Source organism: Demequina aestuarii (assembly GCF_000975095.1).
In the GTDB taxonomy this organism is placed as follows: domain Bacteria; phylum Actinomycetota; class Actinomycetes; order Actinomycetales; family Demequinaceae; genus Demequina; species Demequina aestuarii.
Window position 1 is genome coordinate 414,664 of record NZ_BBRD01000001.1, and the last position, 19,052, is coordinate 433,715.

Annotated in this window: 16 protein-coding genes; 11 read left to right on the forward strand and 5 right to left on the reverse strand. The window is 69.7% G+C overall.

Annotation, left to right across the window (positions count from 1 at the left end; translation table 11 throughout):
• Positions 1-201: 201 nt before the first annotated feature.
• The 3 genes from AOP72_RS02045 to pta form a co-directional block, all read right to left on the reverse strand.
• A complete protein-coding gene (locus AOP72_RS02045; protein WP_062131700.1) occupies positions 202-978 on the reverse strand; it encodes a phosphoketolase family protein in 777 nt (258 codons plus the stop codon).
• Positions 979-1,144: 166 nt separating this feature from the next.
• Positions 1,145-2,266, reverse strand: coding sequence for an acetate kinase (locus AOP72_RS02050; protein ID WP_274519733.1), 1,122 nt, complete (start codon positions 2,264-2,266; stop codon positions 1,145-1,147).
• 11 nt (positions 2,267-2,277) lie between these two features.
• Positions 2,278-4,365 carry a phosphate acetyltransferase gene (pta, locus tag AOP72_RS02055; RefSeq protein ID WP_062131703.1) on the reverse strand — a complete coding sequence of 696 codons (2,088 nt, stop codon included), beginning with the start codon at positions 4,363-4,365 and terminating at the stop codon, positions 2,278-2,280.
• A 207-nt stretch (positions 4,366-4,572) separates the two neighbouring features.
• On the opposite strand from pta, the gene AOP72_RS02060 reads away from it, so the two are divergent.
• From AOP72_RS02060 to guaA, 5 genes are all read left to right on the forward strand, one after another.
• Positions 4,573-5,706 (forward strand): GGDEF domain-containing protein, encoded by a 1,134-nt coding sequence (locus AOP72_RS02060; protein WP_062131706.1) that lies wholly within the window; start codon positions 4,573-4,575, stop codon positions 5,704-5,706.
• Between the two features lie 122 nt (positions 5,707-5,828).
• Complete coding sequence (locus AOP72_RS02065; protein WP_062131709.1) at positions 5,829-7,031, forward strand: GGDEF domain-containing protein; 1,203 nt, start codon at positions 5,829-5,831, stop codon at positions 7,029-7,031.
• Positions 7,028-7,813, forward strand: coding sequence for an SURF1 family cytochrome oxidase biogenesis protein (locus tag AOP72_RS02070; protein ID WP_062131712.1), 786 nt, complete (start codon positions 7,028-7,030; stop codon positions 7,811-7,813). Before AOP72_RS02065 ends, AOP72_RS02070 begins: the two co-directional genes overlap by 4 nt.
• On the forward strand, positions 7,810-8,193 hold the full coding sequence (locus AOP72_RS02075; RefSeq protein WP_062131715.1) for a DUF3817 domain-containing protein: 384 nt from the start codon (positions 7,810-7,812) through the stop codon (positions 8,191-8,193). The genes AOP72_RS02070 and AOP72_RS02075 overlap by 4 nt, the downstream gene beginning before the upstream one ends.
• 3 nt (positions 8,194-8,196) lie before the next feature.
• Positions 8,197-9,768 (forward strand): glutamine-hydrolyzing GMP synthase, encoded by a 1,572-nt coding sequence (guaA, locus tag AOP72_RS02080; protein ID WP_062131718.1) that lies wholly within the window; start codon positions 8,197-8,199, stop codon positions 9,766-9,768.
• A 99-nt stretch (positions 9,769-9,867) separates the two neighbouring features.
• Here guaA and AOP72_RS02085 read toward each other — a convergent pair whose 3' ends face one another.
• Both AOP72_RS02085 and AOP72_RS02090 read right to left on the reverse strand, forming a co-directional pair.
• Positions 9,868-10,230, reverse strand: a complete 363-nt coding sequence (locus AOP72_RS02085) for a hypothetical protein (RefSeq protein WP_062131721.1) — start codon at positions 10,228-10,230, stop codon at positions 9,868-9,870.
• Complete coding sequence (locus tag AOP72_RS02090) at positions 10,227-11,927, reverse strand: PspC domain-containing protein (RefSeq protein WP_062131724.1); 1,701 nt, start codon at positions 11,925-11,927, stop codon at positions 10,227-10,229. Before AOP72_RS02090 ends, AOP72_RS02085 begins: the two co-directional genes overlap by 4 nt.
• A gap of 178 nt (positions 11,928-12,105) precedes the next feature.
• On the opposite strand from AOP72_RS02090, the gene AOP72_RS02095 reads away from it, so the two are divergent.
• From AOP72_RS02095 to pcrA, 6 genes are all read left to right on the forward strand, one after another.
• The gene (locus AOP72_RS02095) at positions 12,106-13,128 is read left to right on the forward strand and encodes a sensor histidine kinase (protein ID WP_062131728.1); all 1,023 of its coding nucleotides are present in this window, start codon (positions 12,106-12,108) and stop codon (positions 13,126-13,128) included.
• On the forward strand, positions 13,125-13,775 hold the full coding sequence (locus AOP72_RS02100; protein ID WP_062131731.1) for a response regulator: 651 nt from the start codon (positions 13,125-13,127) through the stop codon (positions 13,773-13,775). The genes AOP72_RS02095 and AOP72_RS02100 overlap by 4 nt, the downstream gene beginning before the upstream one ends.
• 266 nt (positions 13,776-14,041) lie before the next feature.
• Positions 14,042-15,403, forward strand: coding sequence for a DEAD/DEAH box helicase (locus tag AOP72_RS02105; protein WP_084631141.1), 1,362 nt, complete (start codon positions 14,042-14,044; stop codon positions 15,401-15,403).
• A gap of 75 nt (positions 15,404-15,478) precedes the next feature.
• On the forward strand, positions 15,479-16,012 hold the full coding sequence (locus AOP72_RS02110) for a hypothetical protein (protein WP_062131734.1): 534 nt from the start codon (positions 15,479-15,481) through the stop codon (positions 16,010-16,012).
• A 152-nt stretch (positions 16,013-16,164) separates the two neighbouring features.
• Positions 16,165-16,575, forward strand: a complete 411-nt coding sequence (locus AOP72_RS02115) for a hypothetical protein (RefSeq protein WP_193746332.1) — start codon at positions 16,165-16,167, stop codon at positions 16,573-16,575.
• A gap of 74 nt (positions 16,576-16,649) precedes the next feature.
• Positions 16,650-19,004, forward strand: a complete 2,355-nt coding sequence (gene pcrA, locus AOP72_RS02120) for a DNA helicase PcrA (RefSeq protein ID WP_062131740.1) — start codon at positions 16,650-16,652, stop codon at positions 19,002-19,004.
• The last annotated feature ends 48 nt before the right edge of the window (positions 19,005-19,052 follow it).

Genomic DNA, 19,052 nt, shown 5'->3' on the forward strand with positions numbered 1-19,052 from the left:
GGAACGCCGAGCGACGCCACCACGTCCCTGGCTTCCGTGCCAGACGCGCCCCGAACTGCGGCGCCCGAGCCTTCCGTCGCGGCCGCCGACGGCGCGTTGGGGGACTAGAGCGGCGACTGGGTGCGGATCGACGTGGAAGGGCAGAAGACCGCGGGCACGGACTTCGACCAGGTGTCATGGGCCGGCAGCGGCCACGCGGCATCAGGCCGCGGCGGCTCCGCGGCGGGCCGATGCAGTCACCGCAGGGTTCCACTCGCTCGGGGCGCGGACCACGATGAGGGGCCACAGCGGATCCTGAGTGAGGATGCGCGCGGCGGCATCCGCCTTGAGCTGGGAGACCTCGTCGAAGACGTCCTCCAGCACCACCGCCATGTCGCGGTGGGCGGAGATCGGGTCCTTCTCGATGGTCGCCATGTCGACGGTGTAGCTCGCGAAGCCGTTGGCGCGGAGCAGATCCTCGCGTTCGAAGGCGTCGTCGTCCGACTCATCCGCCGAGGCGTAGAGGAACGGGATCACCACGCCGTGGCGCTCCGGCTGGAGGTTGGATGAGGAGTGGGCATCGTACGAGTCGACGTCGATGAACTGCTCCTCCGTGAAGACCGTGACGACGGCGACGTTCGGGTCCGCCATCGCGGTGACCAGTGCGTGGGCGAGAGGGGACTCCCCGCCCGTGTGCTCAGTCGTGATGGTCTCGGGGCCGTACTGGTCGTGGGGGATGAGCTCGGACATCGGAGTGAAGCCGTGGCCTTGCGGCTCCAGCTCGCAGTGACCGTGCGCGACGAAGACCGTGCGCAGTCGACGACGGTGGGTCGCGCGGTCGGCGTGGGCGAGAGCGAGCGCGTGGAGCGGGGAGGTGTACCAGACGCATGAGGCGTCCGGCCCGGCGAGCGACTCGCGCCAGCGACTGTCCATGCCGGCCAGGAAGCCGTCAGATGGCTCGCGTGTCGCGTGCGCGGTCCATGTCGTGACGTCGATCAACAGTCTCAGCTCCGTTGTCCCACCGGGGTGGAATCGATTTCGCGGCGCTCCGCGGGGGAAGGAACGCCTGTGCTCCTAGGGTAGGACGGCGAGCGATCTTCCGAGGCTCTCTCGAGTGTGAAATGCCCCACACCGAGCATCTGCCAGGGGCGTTATCAGAGGAGAGTTACGATACCGCCGCGATCGACTGCAGCGCGATCTCGCGTTCCTCGTTCGTCGGGACCACCCATACTTGGATACGCGAGGAGTCGGCGCTGACCAGGGTCGGCTGCTTCTTGCGGCCCGCGTTGCGTTCCGGATCGATCTCGATGCCGAGCTCGGCGAGGCCGGCGAGGGACTCTCGGCGCACGCCCTCGTCGTTCTCGCCCACTCCTGCCGTGAACACCACGGCGTCGAGGTGACCGAGCTGCGCGTAGTACTGACCGACATACCCGCGGATGCGCCGGCAGTACACGTCGAGGCCCAGGCGTGCGTCGTGGGAGCCCTCCTCGGCAGTGCGCCACACGTCGCGCATGTCGGAGTAGCCAGTGAGGCCGATCATGCCCGAACGTCGGTTCAGGAGCGCGTCCACCTCATCGATGGTCATGCCGGCGGTGCGGGCGAGGTGGAGCGTCACCGCGGGGTCGATGTCCCCCGAGCGCGTGCCCATGACCAGGCCCTCGAGCGGAGTCAGGCCCATCGATGTGTCCACAGAGCGGCCGCCCTGGATCGCTGCGGCGGATGCGCCGTTGCCGAGGTGCAGCACGATCAGCGACAGGTCCTCAACCGGGCGGCCCATGAGGCGGGCGGTCTCTCGGGAGACGTAGCTGTGCGACGTGCCGTGGAAGCCGTAGCGGCGGACGCCATGCTCCTTCGCCACCCGGCGATCAATGGCATACGTGTACGCGGCCTCGGGAAGGGTGGAGTGGAACGCGGTGTCGAAGATCGCCACGTGCGGCAGCTGCGGGAACGCCTGACGCGCCGCCGTGATGCCGGCGAGGTTCGGGGGGTTGTGGAGCGGCGCGAGCGTGGAGAGCTTCGCGATCTCTCTCTCCACCTCGTCGTCGATGATCGTGGGCGCGGAGAACTCGGCGCCACCCTGCACCACCCGGTGGCCCACGACGGTGAGACGCTCGAGGTCCACTGCGGAGCCGGGCCCCGAGAGCGACTCGATGATCTGACGGATGGCCTCGGAGTGGTCGGTCACTCGCTCGACGAGGCCCACGGCCAGCGGCTCGTCGAGCGTGGTGTCGACCACCTGGTACTTGACGGAACTCGAGCCGCAGTTGAGGACGAGTGCCATCCCCACATAGTTCACGCTCACGCGTCGTTCTCCTCGCTGCCCATCTCCTGGGCTTGGATCGCGGTGATCGCGACCGTGTTGACGATGTCCTGGACCGTGGCGCCGCGAGACAGGTCGTTGACCGGCTTGCGCAGTCCCTGGAGCACTGGCCCGATCGCGACGGCGCCCGCGGAGCGCTGGACGGCCTTATACGTATTGTTCCCCGTGTTGAGGTCGGGGAACACCAGGACCGTGGCACGTCCCGCCACAGGGGAGTCGGGGGCCTTGCTCGCGGCCACCGACGGCTCGACGGCTGCGTCGTACTGCATGGGTCCGTCCACCACCAGGTCCGGGCGGCGCTCGCGGACGATGCGAGTCGCCTCCCTCACCTTGTCGACGTCGGACCCCGTGCCAGAGGAGCCGGTGGAGTACGAGAGCATCGCCACTCGCGGCTCGATGTGGAACTGTCGGGCGGTCTCGGCCGAGGAGATGGCGATGTCCGCGAGCTGCTCCGCGGTGGGGTCGGGGTTCACGGCGCAGTCGCCGTAGACGAGGACCCGGTCCGCCAGGCACATCAGGAACACCGAGGACACGATCGAGACGCCGGGTGCGGTCTTGATGACCTGGAACGACGGGGTGATCGTGTGCGCGGTGGTGTGGGCGGCGCCGGAGACCATGCCGTCCGCGAGACCCTCGAGCACCATCATCGTGCCGAAGAAGCTCACGTCCTGGATCACCTCGCGGGCCTGCTCAATGGAGACGCCCTTGTGCGACCGCAGGTCGGCGTACGTCGCCGCGAAGCGGCCGACCAGCTCCTCGTCGCCCGTCGAGACGATGCGTGCCTCGTCGATCTCGAGGCCCAGCTCCGCCGCGCGAGCGCGAATGGTCGGCTCTGCACCGAGGATGGTGAGGTCCACGACTCCGCGCGTCAGCAGGGTCGAGGCGGCGCGCAGGATCCGGTCGTCGGAGCCCTCGGGAAGGACGATGTGCCGGCGTGCGGCGCGGGCGCGGTCCAGCAGGTCGAATTCGAACATCAGTGGTGTGATGACGTCCGTACGGGCGACGTCGAGAACGTCGATCAGGGCGTCGGCGTCGACGTAGCGTTCGAACATCGACAGCGCGGTGTCGACCTTCAGGGCGGAGTCCCTCGCGAGGCGGCCCCGGGTGGACCACGCGCGCCGGGCCGTCTCGTACGTGCCCAGTTCTGTCTCGATGATGGGCAGAGCGGAACCGAGACCACTGACCAGGCGGCCGATCGCCTCGGAGGACTTGAAGCCGCCATTCAGAATGATCCCGGCCAGCGCCGGGAAGCCCTCCGCGGCGTGTGCCGCCAGCAGGGCGAGCAGCGCGTCGGACCTGTCACCAGGGGTGATGACCACCGCTCCCTCACGGAGCCGCTCGATCAGGTGTTCGGGCATCATCGCGCCCACGGTGACGTCGCGCACTTCGCGCGACAGCAGGGACGCGTCGCCCGAGACCAGGGTGCCGTCCACCGCTTCCACGAGAGCGGACAGCAGCGGCGCTACGAGAACGGGCTCCTCCGGGAGTGCACTCACGCCGATGTCGGCGGGAAGCACCGCACGCACCTCGTCCAACTGGTCGGGATCGCAGCGGTTGGCGAAGACGGCGGCGACGCGAGCATGGTGGTACTCGAGCTCTGACCGAGACTGCTCCACGACCTGCGAGATCTCGTGGGGCGTGCGGTCCCGGCCGTGGACCACGAGGGCGACGGGGGAGCCGAGGTTCGCCGCGATGCGCGCGTTGAACTCGAACTCGGCAGCTCCCGAGACGTCGGTGTAGTCGGTGCCGACGATCACGACGGCATCGCACTTCTTCGCGACCTCGTGGTAGCGCGACACGATGGTGGCGAGCGCCTTCTCCGGGTCCTCGTGGACGTCGTCGTAGGTCACTCCCACGCTGTCCTCGTAACTGAGGTCGACCCCGTCGTGGCCGAGCAGCAGGTCGAGCACGTAGTCCGAGCCGTCGGCGACGCGCGCCACTGGCCGGAACACGCCCACGCGACCAACGGTGCGGGTGAGCAGTGCGGTGATGCCGAGCGCGACGGTGGACTTGCCCGTGTGGCCCTCGGCGGAGGCGATGTAGATGCTTCTGGACACGCCTTCCATCCTTCCACGCGCGCGACAGGCGTGCTTGCGACGCAAGTCCCGGTTCCGGCCATGTCCGTCGGGGCAGTGTGTTTCGCGCCACACGCCGTTCCCGGCATCGGGGGCCTCCCCTACACTCGTCCCACCGATGGCAACCGGTGGGACGGTGCGTGCAGTGGCGTGCGCCGGAGAACGGGGCCACCGCGCGGGGGGAGTTGAAGCGTGGACATGATCGGGAGTCTCGGTCGACGACCCTTCCGGCGCGCCCTCGAGATCATCGTCAACTCGGGCGTGAGCGGACTGGACCCGGTGCGCGCGCGGTCCGTCATGGGCGCCAACCGATTCTTCCTCATGAGTGCCGCCGTGTGCCTGCCGTGGGTGATCGTGATCGCTGCGGCGGACCCCCCGCTGACGCTCGTGCCCGCGCTGATGCACGTGGCGATGGTCTGCGGGTGGGTCGTGTGCGTGGACTTGAACCGACGTCGCCATTACGTGACCGCCTCCGTGATCGGCCTGACGTGGCCGATCGCTCAGTTCGCCTTCCTCTCGTGGATGTTCTCGAACGAGTCCGGCTTCCCGCTGCCCATGCTCACTGTGGGTGCCTTGGCGTTCCTGGTGTTCCCTCCGCACGAGTGGAGGGCCGGTGCAGGCGTCACCGCGCTCGCCGCCGGCATGCTGGTGGTGATGTACCTCCTCGAGAGCTTCGACGAGCCAGAGGCAGCGGTGGGCGACCGCTGGATGGACCTGACCTCCGTGGGCAATGTGCTGTTGGTGGCGTTCATCCTGTCCGTGCTGGCGCTGTTCAACAACCAGTACTTCGTGCGAGAGCGGCGACGCAATGACGACCTCCTCGGGGAAGCCCAGGTCGCCGCGCGCACGGACGCGCTCACGGAGGTCTACAACCGCCGCGGCATCGCCCCGCTGCTGTCCGACGCGGCGCGGTCGGGGGAGTACGCACTGGCGCTCGCGGATCTGGATCGCTTCAAGCGCATCAACGACCGCTTGGGTCACGGCGCGGGCGACGTGGTGCTGTCCAACGTCGCCCGCACCCTCGTGGATGCCGTCGGCGAGCGAGGCACCGTCGCTCGGTGGGGAGGGGAGGAGTTCCTCGTGCTCCTGCCCGGCATGTCGCTGACCGACGCCGTCGCCGTGATGGAGCGCGCGCGGCGTGCGATGGAGGAGGAGTACGGCGCCACCGCGTTCCTCGAGCCCGTGACCATCTCCGCCGGTGTCGCGCATGCGCGGCGCCACACCAGCAAGGAGGAGACGCTGCGGTTGGCGGATGCCAAGCTCTACGAGGCGAAGGCCTCCGGTCGCAACCTTGTCCTCGGCGCATCGGTCGCGCTGTCGGTGCTGGACTGACCGGGAGCCGGGGCGATGAACCACCCCTAGAGCGCATCGGCGTCGACGAGTAGTCTGGGACGGCGGCGCTCGTCGACGGCCTTCGCAGGCGGACTGCGCCGCAGCCGGTCGGGAGGGCATCGATGAGTGGGGACCCTGAGCGAAGTGCGCGGGACCGTCACCTGAACGATGCTGTCGAGCGTCTGCTCGATCGGCGGGTGGGCCGCCTCACCGGCGAGGCCGGCCGCGCCGTCTCGACCACCCACGGCATCGCCGTGATCGCGATCATCCTGACCCTGTCCTACATCGCCTTCTTCATGACCTACGACATGGCGATGTTCGGCACCCTGATCGCCTTCAACATGGTCGCCACGATCGCGTACGTGGCCTGCGTGCTGCTCGCACGGCTGGGGCGCCAGCTGGGCGCCGCACTTGTGACGTTCGGCACCGCAATCGTGCAGCTGGTGATGGCGTCCGCCTTCGTCGGCTGGGAGGCGGGCTTCCACCTCTTCATCCTGCTCGCCTGTCAGCTCGTGTTCATGGTGTTCACCGAGCGCCAGCGAGCGCTGAGGTGGGTCTCGGCATTCGGGGCGCTGTTCGGGTTCCTCGCCTGCCAGTTCCTGCTGCCCGCGTCCGGCGCGATCGTGCAGATGCCGCAGGTGCTGCTGACTACCCTGTTCTCGATCAACGTCCTCCTGATGTCGAGCATGCTGTTCATCGTGGCGGCAGTGAGCCATTTCCGGGCCGAGCGCGCACGGCAACGCGCGGCCGAGCTCGCGGCGCGCGCCGAGTACCTCGCCAACACCGATGCGCTCACGGGCCTGGCCAACCGCCGGCCGGTGATGGAGCGCCTCGAGAAGTTGTCCGTGCCCGGGGCGGCCCCCTATTGCCTCGCGATCGCGGACCTCGATCACTTCAAGGACATCAATGATCGCTTCGGCCACGCGTGCGGCGACCGGGTGCTGGCGGACATCGGCGCCAGGCTGAAGGCGAGCCTGCGGGTCACCGACGCGGTGGGAAGATGGGGGGGTGAGGAGTTCGTGTTCGTGATCACCGATGCTCAGCTGTCGGATGCCGCCGTGACGATGGAGCGCATTCGCGCCTCGATCGGGGATGCCTCGATCGCCTGCACAGGCCACGACCATCCCATCACCGTCTCCATCGGCCTCACCGACGGCGAGTATGACGGCAGCCCCCACCACGCCATCCGAAGGGCCGATGATGCCCTGTACGCGTCGAAGGCCGGGGGCCGCGACCGTGTGACGGTGATGAAGGCACCGTCGGCCGCCGTCGCCACCGAGGCCGCCTCTGCGCTGACGTCCACCAAGCCCCGTCGAGCCTCATGACGGCAGCGCGACGCATTCGCTGGGGGCATGTCATCCCGGCGACGGCCCTGGCGACGGCTGCGATCCTCGTGTGCGGCTCGCTCGGCTGGTGGCAATGGGGGCGCGCGTCAGAGCAGGGCGAGATCCGCCAGAGCGACCCCCCTGCCGCGATCGCTGACGTCGCCGCTCCCGCGACGACTCCCGGCTCCGAACAGGGGCGGGAGATCTGGGCCGACGGCGAGTACGCGAGCAGCGGCGTCGCGCTCATCCCCGACCGCGAGATCGACGGCGCCCCGGCCGTCCTGGTGGTGCGTCCGTTCACCGTGGCGGCCGATGCGACCGGAACCGGGGAGCGCGCGACCCTGCCGGTGATCGTGGGCTGGCTCGCCCCCGAGGAGGTAGACGGCTTTGACGCGGGCGCGCCCGCAGACCGGCGCGTGACCGGGCACCTGCGCTCAGGCGAGGGGGCCGCTCCGGCGCCCGACCCCGAGGAGGCGCCTCCTGAGGGGGCGTTCTGGGCCGACCGGCTGTCGCCCGCGATCCTGGCGCAGGAGTGGGACGCACCGCTGTACACGACGCTGCTGAGCGCCGACGCGGCAGAGCCGGGACTGCGGCCGCTGCCCGCCCCCGAGGTCGAGCGCTCGCTGGACTTCCGATCACTCGCCTATGCGTTCGAGTGGTGGCTGTTCGGCGCCTTCTTCGCGTTCATTGCGGGCCGCTGGATACGGGACAATGGGTTCATCGCGCGCGAGCCAGTGGACCCGGCCGGCGCTGCGGACGATCCCCACGGAGGACAGACGTGACCGAACCCGCGCCCCAGGCCGCCACGCCGACCGCTACTCCCGAGGCCGTGACGCCCGGCGTGCTGCTGCGCTATCGCATCATGGCGTTCGTCACGGGCACGCTGCTCATTCTGGTGTTCCTGGGACTGCTGCGTTACCCGCTCGAGTGGTGGACGTCCTTCGAGACGACCACGTCGCTGAGGGAGTCGCTCAGCATCCTCTCCCAGGTCCACGGCTTCGTGTACGTGGTCTATCTCGTCACGGTGCTTCAACTGTGGCTCAAGGCGCGCTGGGGCTACGGCCGGCTCGCCACGCTGTTCTTCGGCGGCGTCGTGCCGCTGCTGTCCTTCTTCGTCGAGAGTCGGGTCACCCGCGAGGTGCGCGCCGGTCAGGAGTCCTGAGCAATGCCCGAAACCCAGCATCGGCCCGTCCTCGTCGTCGACTTCGGCGCTCAGTACGCTCAGTTGATCGCGCGCCGCGTGCGCGAGGCGGATGTCTATTCCGAGGTCGTGCCCCACTCCATGAGCGCCGCGGACATGCTCGCGAAGGACCCCCTGGCCGTGATTCTCTCCGGCGGGCCTGCCTCGGTCTACACCGAGGGCGCGCCCCGCATCGACCCGGCGCTGTTCGAGGCCGGGCTGCCCGTGATGGGCATCTGCTACGGGTTCCAGGAGATGGCGCTCGCGCTGGGCGGCACGGTCGCCAAGACCGGGCTCCGTGAGTATGGCCGCACGACCGCGCGGGTGACCGACCCCGGAACAGCGCTCGCGGGCAGCCCCGCGGAGCAGACCGTGTGGATGAGCCACGGCGACTCCGTTCAGGAGGCGCCCGAGGGGTTCACCGTGCTGGCGAGTTCCGAGGGCGCGCCCGTCGCGGCCTTCGAAGACCTCGAGCGGCGGATGTGCGGCGTGCAGTGGCACCCCGAGGTCAAGCACTCTCCGCTCGGCCAGGCCGCGATCGAGAACTTCCTGTACAACGTCGCGGGCCTGCGCCCTGACTGGACGAGCGAGAACGTGATCGACGAGCAGGTGGAGCTGATTCGCGCGCAGGTGGGCGACAAGCGGGTCATCTGCGCGCTGTCCGGCGGCGTGGACTCGGCAGTGGCCGCCGCGATCGTGCAGCGGGCGGTGGGCGACCAGCTCACCTGCATCCACGTGGATCACGGCCTCATGCGCGCGGGGGAGGTCGAGCAGATCGAGAAGGACTTCGTGAACTCCACGGGTGTGCGCCTGATCATTCGCGACGAGAAGGAGCGGTTCCTCACCGCCCTCACGGGAGTCTCCGATCCTGAGACCAAGCGCAAGATCATTGGCCGCGAGTTCATTCGGGTGTTCGAGGACTCCGCGCGCCAAGTGGTCGAGGAGGCCGGAGCGCACGGCGAGGAGGTCGAGTTCCTCGTCCAGGGGACGCTCTATCCCGATGTGGTCGAGTCCGGAGGCGGCGAGGGTGCGGCGAACATCAAGAGTCATCACAACGTGGGCGGACTCCCCGACGATCTGCAGTTCTCGCTGATCGAGCCGTTGCGCACCCTTTTCAAGGACGAGGTGCGTGCCGTGGGCCGCGAACTTGGCCTGCCTGAGGAGATTGTGGGCCGCCAGCCGTTCCCCGGGCCGGGCCTGGGGATCCGCATCATCGGCGAGGTCACATGGGAGCGGCTCGAGATCTTGCGCCGCGCGGACGCGATCGCGCGCGAGGAGTTGACCAAGGCGGGACTCGACCAGGACATCTGGCAGTGCCCGGTGGTGCTGCTCGCAGACGTCCGCTCCGTGGGCGTGCAGGGCGACGGCCGCACGTACGGGCACCCGGTGGTCCTGCGCCCCGTGTCGTCCGAGGACGCGATGACGGCCGACTGGACCCGCGTGCCCTACGAGACGCTCGCCCACATCTCGAACCGCATCACGAACGAGGTCGAGGAGATCAACCGCGTGGTCCTGGACGTGACGTCGAAGCCGCCGGGCACCATCGAGTGGGAGTGACCCCGCTCCACGCCCCGCACTCCCGCCTGAGCGCCCTCGCGGGCGCTCAGTGCCGGATCTCGCGCGTTCGCGTCTCCTAGCGGACCCTGAGTGTCGCGCTCAGGTGCGGCGCGAGTCGTCGTGGGGGAGCTCGGTCGTGGGGGCGACGTCGAGGCTGCTCGTCTCGTCGACGTCAGGGCCCGACGCGGACTCGGCGGGCCGGACGGGCTCCACCCGCTCTTCGACGGTGGGAGCGGTGGCGCGGGAGATCTCCCGCTGGCGGCCGATGCCGGACACGGCCGCGGACACCAGCAGCCACCCGCCGATCGCAGCGAGCACGATGATGGCGGCGAGCTCCAGGTCGATCTCGTAGCCGGAGTACGACGCGATCAGGAGGCCTCCCACCCCCGTGACGAGCAGTCCCCAGAGGGCGCTCGAGATGCGCTGGCCCGCACGGCGTCGGATGGCAGCTGTGGCGCTCATCGGGCCACCTCCTCGATGTAGAGGGCGGCGCCTTCTTCGCTCGTGACGGTCAGAAGGGGGTCGCCCGGGTTGGAGAGGACGCCGAGCCACGTCTCGGCTCCATCGGTCCAGAAGTCGCAGTACAGGTCTCGCTGGGGCCACAGGGTGGTCAGGCCGAGCGTGCCGTGGAGCTCGATGCTGGTGCCTTCGGGAATCGTGAGCCTGGTCACTCCCTCGCCGAGCTCGAGCGTCTCGTCCTGCATCAGCTCGTCGTACCGGATGCTGGTCTGCACCTCACCCAGGTCGTAGGGCTCCGAGGGGCCCCCCGTCGCGGATATCGAGGAGCACCCGGGCACGACTCTGATCACCGAGTAGTCATCCTCGAACGCTGTGGTGGCGTCGAAGGGTGGCCCCGCGGGAGTGGCGCTGACAATCGGCTCCGACTCCGGGCCGGACCCCTCGTCCACCGTCACCTCGACATCCCACCAGTCCCATGACTCGTCGTACTGCGCGCGGAGATCGTCGGCGTTCGCCGCGAGCGGTACTCCCGCGACCACGGCGAGGACGGACAGGAACCCCAGGAACCCCAGCCTGCGCCCCGACAGCGCAACCGCGATCAGCACGGCCCCCAGGCCGACGGTCACGATCGCACCCCAGGCGAGAACCGGGTGGACGGCGAGCCTGTCCATGCGCTCGACGTTGAAGACGATCGCCGCCGCGATGAACAGCACGCCCAGGAAGCCGAGGTAGCCGCCGCGTCCGGGGCCCGGAACGTGGGCCCGGGGCGGACTGTGCGGAGCGGGAGGCGCCGGCGGTACGGGCGCGGCCGATGCGTACGGTGCAGGCGGCACGGGAGGCGGAGTCGCGGGCGCTCCCTCGACGCGGGCCGCCCGTGGGTCGCCGGGCATGAGCGCGGGCTCCCACGGCTGCGGCGCGTGCACGGCAGCCGAGTCGGCGGCCGATGCGCGGGCCGGCTGGCTCGCAGGCGCGGCGGCTCCGCTCGTGGCGGGGCCTTCGGCCGGCTGCTGCGCCCCGGCTGCTGCGGCGCCGGAGGCGCCCTCGCCCGGAGCGGGCGCAGTCGGGGAGCCGGCCGTCGATGGGTCGACGACCGCATCGGCCGTCCCGGGGCTCCCCGGCGCACCGGGCGTGCCGGGGCCGCCAGACTCGCCGACGCCACCCGGAGGCGTCGCGGTGTCCTTCGAGCGCTTGACCAGCCAGACGATGAGCACGATGACGCCGGAGATCAGCAGGAGCGGGATCGTGATCGCGAGCAGCACGGCGATCCCACGGATGGCGTCGCCCAGACCGCCACCGTCGCTGAACATGCCGCTGTCCCAGATCCACGGGTCCATTCCGACTCCGAAGATGCTGGCGAACCCGCCGCTGTCCAGTGAGCCGAAGCCGAACAACGTCAGGACGGCGATGCCGAGCAAGGCGCCCACGTTCGTGACGCCTCTGCCGAAGTTCTGGATGATGATGGTGCCGTGGCGGTCGGGGAGCAGCGCCCACGCGGCGGCATAGGCGAGCATCACGAATCCGGGCAGCATGATCGCTCCGAGCACCACGATGAGTCGCGCGGGCACGGCCGCCATCCCGACGCGGGCACCAAGTCCCTCGACGACGCCTCCCACCACGCCGTGCGCCCCTCTGGTGAGGCCCCACTGGCGGATCGTGGTGAAGAACGCTGCCTCCTTCTGGGGCTGCGGCTGCTCAGTCATGGCTCTCCTCGGTCGTCGTGGCGTCGGGGACGCCGGTGCTGACTCCAGTGTCCGCTCCGCGCGGCGGCGGGCGCTATGAGGTACCTCCCTGATTCGACCCCTGATCCTCGTGCGGGAGGGACCCTGACATGCGGCGCATCGGGGTCCGCGGAGGCGTCCCTTGTGTGACGATGACTCCATGACGACCCAGGCCCATCGCCCGGTGGCCGCGCCTCTCGCGCGCCGCCACGGCCTGCCGACCGCGTGGAAGGTGCTGGGCGGCCTCGCGCTGCTCACCGTGGCCGGAGTGCTGGCCGTGGACAGGTGGGGCACGGAGGACCTCGCGTCGTGGGTGGTCCCGCTGGTGGTCTACCTCGCGGGACTCGGTGTGGTGTGGAGTCCCCTTGACGGAGCGTTCGGCCAGGACGCCCGCCGGCTTGACGTCGCAGGCATCTTCCGGCGCGACGCGTGGCTGCGACTGCTCGTAGGTCTGGTGCTCGGCATCGGGGCCCTGTGGTGGTTCGCGATGTGGGACTTCACCGACAACGCCGTGGCACGCGCCATCGTGACGCCGCTGGTGGTCGCCGCAGGCGGTGCCCTGCTGCTCGCGCCGTGGTGGCTGCGACTGATCCGCCAGGTGGGGATCGAGCGGGACGAGCGGATCCGCGAGCACGAGCGCGCCGAGATCGCCGCGCATCTGCACGATTCCGTGCTCCAGACGCTCACCCTGATCCGCGCCCGCGCTGATGATCCCGACTCGGTGGCGCGACTGGCGCGCTCGCAGGAACGGGACCTGCGCTCGTACTTGTACCAGGACCGGCCGAGCGTCGAGGAGTCGGTGGCGAGTGCCGTGAAGATGGCGGTCGCGGAGGTCGAGGACGCCCACGGCGTCGCGATCGATACCGTGTGTGTGGGCGATGCTCCGACCGATGAGTGGCTGGGGGCGGCGGTGCAGGCAGCGCGAGAGGCGATGGCGAACGCTGCCAGGCACGGGTCGGAGCCCATCAGCGTCTACGCGGAGCTCACTGCGGACGCCTATGAGATCTTCGTGCGCGATGCCGGGCCGGGCTTCGATCCCGACGCGGTTCCCGAGGACCGGCTCGGCATTCGCCAGTCGATCGTGGGCAGGGTGGCGCGCCACGGCGGCGGGGCCGAGGTGCGCAGTGCGCCCGGCGACAGGACAGAGGTGATGATCGTGATGCCAAGAGGAGGCTCCCGATGAGCGTGACAGTGGTGATCGTGGACGACCACGACGTGATCCGAGTGGGGGTCCGAGAGTCCTTGGACGACGAGATCCAGGTGGTGGGCGAGGCGCACGACGTGGAGTCCGCTGTCGCGGAGGTCCTCGAGCATCGCCCGCAGGTGGTGATCCTCGACGTGCACCTGCCCGGTGGCCAGGGTGGCGGCGCGCTCGACGTGCTCGCTGACCTCAAGGGCCGCATCGATGGGACGCGGGTCCTGGCGCTGTCCGTCTCCGATTCCGCCGAGGACGTCGTGTCAGTGATCCGTGCGGGCGCGCGTGGCTATGTCACCAAGTCCATCTCGGGTCCGGATCTGTCCGATGCGGTGAGGCGGGTGGCGTCCGGAGATGCGGTGTTCTCGCCGCGGCTCGCCGGGTTCGTGCTCGACGCCTTCGGCGCGGCGGGCGGCGAGGTCGCGCACGCCGACGAGGACCTCGACAAGCTCACCGCCCGCGAGCAGGAGGTGATGCGGCTCATCGCCCGCGGCTACACCTATCGCGAGGTCGGGGAGAAGCTGTTCATCTCGATCAAGACGGTCGAGACGCACGTGGGCAAGGTGCTCCACAAGCTGCAGCTCACCAACCGTCACGAACTCGCTCACTGGGCGGCCCAGCGCCGCATCGTCTAGGGGGATGCCGGGAGCCCGACGACCGGCCTGGTACGCTGGTGTCACTTGCAGGACCATCCCCGGTCCTCCTGCGTCGCAGATGGCTTCTCCTTCTCGCCGCAGCCGGTCACTTCTCTGACACGGCAGCGCGGCTCGTAGAAAATCTCTTCGGCGAACGAACGCGTGGGTTCCGCGCGATTCGCCACCACCGCTGGTGCCGTGACTCTCACGGATACGTCGTGCTGTCGCGCGACGAGCATCGGCGCACTGCCCGAAAGGCACTCGCTTTGTCTGACATCACCTTCGCCACTCTCGGCGTGCCCACCAAGATCACGAACGTCCTCGAAGCGGAGGGCAAGAAGAACGCCTTCCCCATCCAGGTCGACACCCTGCCCGACACCCTCTCGGGGCGCGACGTCCTGGGCCGCGGCCGCACCGGATCCGGCAAGACGCTCGCCTTCGCGATCCCCATGGCTGCGCGCCTGGGGGAGAAGGGCGGCCGTGCTCAGCCGAACCGACCCCGTGGACTCGTCCTCGCACCTACTCGTGAGCTCGCGACGCAGATCGAGGCGGTCATCGCTCCGCTCGCCGCCGCGTACGGCCTCACCACGACCACCATCTTCGGCGGTGTGAAGCAGCACCGTCAGGAAGTCGCGCTTCGCCGCGGCGCCGACATCGTCGTGGCCTGCCCCGGCCGCCTCGAGGACCTCATGAAGCAGGGCCACGTGAAGCTCGACAGCGTCGACATCACGGTGCTCGACGAGGCCGACCACATGGCGGATCTGGGCTTCCTGCCCGGCGTCACGCGCATCATGACGGCCACGCCCTCCACCGGCCAGCGCATGCTGTTCTCCGCGACGCTGGACAACGGCGTCGACAAGCTGGTGCGCCGCTTCCTCGCGAACCCGGTCACCCACTCCGTCGACTCCGCCGAGTCGCCCGTGGCCGCCATGACGCACCACGTCTTCCACGTGGCATCGGCCGATGCGAAGAGGGACGTCGTGCACGCCCTCGCCTCCGGCACGGGCCGCCGCATCCTCTTCATGCGCACCAAGCACCACGCCAAGCGCCTCGCCAAGCAGCTCTCCGACGCCGGCATCCCCGCCGTCGACCTGCACGGCAACCTGTCGCAGGCCAAGCGTGACAAGAACCTTGCCCACTTCTCCGAGGGCACGCACCGCGTGCTGGTCGCCACGGACGTCGCCGCCCGCGGCGTCCACGTCGACGGCGTCGAGCTGGTGGTGCACGTCGACCCGCCTACCGAGCACAAGGCATACCTGCACCGTTCGGGCCGCACGGCCCGCGCCGGCAGCGACGGAGACGTCGTGACCCTGGTGCTCCCCGAGCAGCGTCGCGACTCGCAGCAGCTCATGCGTCGCGCCAAGATCACTGCGGAGCCGCAGTCCGTCTCCGCCACCACCGATGCCGTCGTCAAGCTCGTCGGTGAGGTCGCGCCCTTCGTGAAGCCGTCCGCCACGCCCATTCGCCAGCCCCAGGGCGCCGGCAGCCAGCGTGGCCGCAGCCAGGGCGGGCGCTCGCGCACGTCCGGTGGCGGCGCACGCCGTCCCGAGGGTGAGCACGGTCGTCGCCGTTCCGGTGGCGGCGGTTCACGCCGCTCCGGAGCTCAGCGCGCCGGACGCAGCGCCTGACGAACTCATCAGAGAACCGCATGTCGGGCGTCGCCCGACATGCGGTCTTTCGGTGGAATGTGTAGAAACGGAACTATGAGCCTGCCCTTCGCAGAGCGGAGCGAGGTGCGCCGGGTGCGCGAGTCTCTGGCGCCCGTCGAGCCTGCTGCCAGCGCGCGCCAGGTCTACGGCGCGATGCTTGAGCATCAGATCGCCCCCACCCTGCGGGGGTGGGGCCTGGTCGGCGACGGCGAACGCTTCGACTACCCGAGCCGGGTGTGGCACCTGAGCCTCGCCTTCGTCCCGGTGTCGTGGAACACGGTGTCGCGCTTCCAGTTCGACGTGAACGTGGTCGCGGTGAGCCGCGTCGCGTGGCACCAGTGGCGCGTGCATGAGCCCTCCCTGCCCGAGAGCCCCGATGCGGCGGTGTACTACGCCCACGACTTCGTCCCTGGCGGAGGCATCGTGGCCCGGTTGGGTGAGCTGCAGCGCGAAGGCCCCGACCGTCGCTGGACTGTGCACGGAGGCGCGGACCCGACGCCCGTGGCCGCCGAGGTCCTCGCCGCGCTCAGGCGGCACGTGCTGCCGCAGTTCGCGGGCCGTGCGGAAGCCCGGCCCCTCCCCGCGTAGCGCTCCACAGCGCGCACCGCACCGCCGCATCAGCCCGGTGCGCGGTGCCGGATCCCGAGCGTTCTCACCTCTTGAAAATGGTGCGAATCGGAGTAGTCTCGCCACCACAGGCGCACCTACGAGCGCCACAGGGGACGATGGTGAACCAGAGCATGGCCGGCGCTCGCGTGCGCCAGGACGAGACGCAGCCGCGACTGCGTGCGCTCGCATTCTGGGTGGGCCACCACCAGGCCGCCGAGCCCGCCCCCCGCATCGGCCCTTCTCTCGACAACGACCTGGCGGCCCGCGACGCGATGCGTGCTCGGCGCATCGGCGAACTGGTGCTGATGGTCCCCGAACTCAAGCGACTGGCGGCGGATGGCCGCGCGCCGGTGCGCGCCACGGCCGCGCGATGCTTCGCGATCCTCGCGACCGCCGGTCGCGCGCCTTCTGACCGAGAGGTGTGGCGGCTGCTGCTGGGCCTGTCCAAGTACGACGACGACCCCGATGTGAGAGCTGCGGCGGATACGGCCCTGGTCGCGCTCGAGCGACATGGGGCGGTCGCGATGGAGCGCGCGGGCTGATCGTGCCGGGCGTCGCGTTCGTCACCGTCGGACCGGCGTCGCGCGTCGGTGCCACGCCCTAGACTCGACGGGTCATGGATGCGCTCTTCGATCTCGCCGACCGTTCCCACTCGCCCCTCGTCGAGGGGCTCAACCCTGCCCAGGCGGAGGCGGTGCTGCACGAGGGCGGCGCACTGCTGATCTTCGCGGGAGCGGGCTCTGGCAAGACCCGCGTGCTGACCCATCGCATCGCGTACCTGCTCGAGGCGGGCCGCGCGCGACCGCACGAGATTCTGGCGATCACCTTCACCAACAAGGCCGCCGGCGAGATGCGCGAGCGGGTCGCCGCGCTGGTGGGCCCCGAGGCGCGCCGCATGTGGGTGGCGACCTTCCACAGCGCCTGCGTGCGGATCCTGCGCGCCGACTACGAGGCCGCCGGCCTCAAGTCGACGTTCTCGATCTACGACTCCGCCGACTCCCAGAACCTCATGAAGCTGGTGATGAAGGAGTTGGACATCGATCCCAAGAAGTTCACGGCGAAGGCGCTGCTGAACCGCATCGGGACCTTCAAGGACGAGCTCATCGACCCGGCCACCGCGCTCGCCGCGACCGAGATGACGAGCAAGTTCAGCATCGATCACGCGGCCGGTCGCGCGTATGGCGAGTACCAGCGCCGCCTCGAGGCCGCCAACGCCGTCGACTTCGACGACATCATCGTCAAGACCGTGCACCTGCTGCAGCGGCATCCCGACATCGCCCAGCGCTACCGCGAGCGGTTCCGCCACGTGCTGGTCGACGAGTACCAGGACACCAACCACGCGCAGTACGTGCTGGTGCGTGAGCTGGTGGGGCGTGAGGAGGACGGCAGTCTCCCTCCCGGAGAGCTCACCGTGGTCGGTGACGCCGACCAATCCATCTACGCGTTCCGCGGCGCGACGATTCGCAACATCCTGGAGTTCGAGAAGGACTATCCGAACGCACACATCGTGCGCCTCGAGCAGAACTACCGCTCGACGCAGAACATCCTCACCGCGGCCAACGCCGTGATCGCGAACAACGAGGGCAGGCCGCCCAAGAACCTGTGGACCGATTCGGGTGCGGGCGAGCGCATCCGCGCCTTCGCGGGCGACACCGAGCAGGAAGAGGCGAAGTACATCGCCGACGAGATCGCGCGGCTCATCCGTGAGGACGGGGTCGTCCCGGCGGATGTCGCGATCATGTACCGCGCGAACGCCCAGTCCCGAGCGATCGAGGAGCGGTTCATGCGCTCCGACATTCCGTACAAGGTCGTGGGCGGCACGCGCTTCTATGAGCGCAAGGAGATCAGGGATGCACTCGCGTACCTCTCCGCAGTCGTGAACGAGGACGACGACGTCGCGATGCGGCGCGTCATCAACACCCCCAAGCGGGGCATCGGCGACACCGCGGTCGAGGCGATCGACCGCCTGCGGCGCGAGCGCACCACGGCCGATGCGCCCGTGAGCTTCGGTGCGGCGCTCCGGTGGGCGGACGAGGCGGGCCTGCAGGCGCGTGCGGTGCGCGCGATCGGCAGCTTCGTGTCGCTCATGGACGACCTGCGCGCCCTCGCGGCGGACAACGGCCCGGCCGGAGTTCTCGACGCGATCGCGGACCGGTCGGGGATGATCGCGGCCTACCGCTCATCGGAGGACCCCCAGGACGCCTCCCGCATCGAGAACATCATGGAGCTGGTCTCGGTGGGGCGCGAGTTCTCGGAGGAGAACCCCGAGGGCACGCTGCCCGACTTCCTGGAGAAGGTCGCGCTCGTGGCGGACGCGGACCAGCTGCCCGATGGCGAGGGCGGTGGGGGAGTCGTGACGCTCATGACGCTCCACACTGCGAAGGGCCTCGAGTTCCCGGTGGTCTTCATCCCCGGCATGGAGGACGGCACCTTCCCGCACATGCGCTCCATCGAGTCGGGTGCCATCAAGGACATGGAGGAGGAGCGCAGGCTCGCCTATGTGGGCCTCACTCGCGCCCGCGAGCGGCTGTACCTGACTCGCGCCGAGGTCCGCTCGAGCTGGGGTGCGCCGCAGTACTTCGGGGTGTCGCGATTCGCCGAGGAGATTCCCGCCGAGCTGATCGAATGGTCGCGCTCCGAGACGTCGATGGCCTCGCTGCGCGCCCGCACCGAGCGACGCGGCTCTTCCGGCTGGTCCTCGATGGGCTATGGCGGATCTCAGGACCGCGAGGACGGCAACGCGTACTCGCGCGCCGGAGCGGTGCGCACTCGCAGCATCCCGCCGAGCCCGCCCGGCGGCGCCGGCGACATCGGCTTCGACACCGGCGACCGGGTGGTGAGCGACAAGTTCGGCATGGGCAAGGTGGTGGGCACCGAAGGCGCTGGCCGCAACGCCGTCGTGAAGGTCGACTTCGGCTCCGAAGGAGTGAAGCGCCTGGTGCTGCGGTTCAACAGCCTCGACAAGCTCTAGCTGCAGCCAGGCACCACGCCCTATAGTGTTCGCTCACAGGCTCGAGGG

What these genes read in the sequence shown, in the direction of transcription:
- pta (WP_062131703.1), bottom strand. Translation starts at nt 4,365, where the DNA reads ATGGAAGGCGTGTCCAGAAGCATCTACATCGCCTCCGCCGAGGGCCAC.
- AOP72_RS02060 (WP_062131706.1), top strand. Translation starts at nt 4,573, where the DNA reads ATGATCGGGAGTCTCGGTCGACGACCCTTCCGGCGCGCCCTCGAGATC.
- AOP72_RS02065 (WP_062131709.1), top strand. Translation starts at nt 5,829, where the DNA reads ATGAGTGGGGACCCTGAGCGAAGTGCGCGGGACCGTCACCTGAACGAT.
- AOP72_RS02070 (WP_062131712.1), top strand. Translation starts at nt 7,028, where the DNA reads ATGACGGCAGCGCGACGCATTCGCTGGGGGCATGTCATCCCGGCGACG.
- guaA (WP_062131718.1), top strand. Translation starts at nt 8,197, where the DNA reads ATGCCCGAAACCCAGCATCGGCCCGTCCTCGTCGTCGACTTCGGCGCT.
- AOP72_RS02085 (WP_062131721.1), bottom strand. Translation starts at nt 10,230, where the DNA reads ATGAGCGCCACAGCTGCCATCCGACGCCGTGCGGGCCAGCGCATCTCG.
- AOP72_RS02090 (WP_062131724.1), bottom strand. Translation starts at nt 11,927, where the DNA reads ATGACTGAGCAGCCGCAGCCCCAGAAGGAGGCAGCGTTCTTCACCACG.
- AOP72_RS02095 (WP_062131728.1), top strand. Translation starts at nt 12,106, where the DNA reads ATGACGACCCAGGCCCATCGCCCGGTGGCCGCGCCTCTCGCGCGCCGC.
- AOP72_RS02100 (WP_062131731.1), top strand. Translation starts at nt 13,125, where the DNA reads ATGAGCGTGACAGTGGTGATCGTGGACGACCACGACGTGATCCGAGTG.
- AOP72_RS02110 (WP_062131734.1), top strand. Translation starts at nt 15,479, where the DNA reads ATGAGCCTGCCCTTCGCAGAGCGGAGCGAGGTGCGCCGGGTGCGCGAG.
- AOP72_RS02115 (WP_193746332.1), top strand. Translation starts at nt 16,165, where the DNA reads ATGGCCGGCGCTCGCGTGCGCCAGGACGAGACGCAGCCGCGACTGCGT.
- pcrA (WP_062131740.1), top strand. Translation starts at nt 16,650, where the DNA reads ATGGATGCGCTCTTCGATCTCGCCGACCGTTCCCACTCGCCCCTCGTC.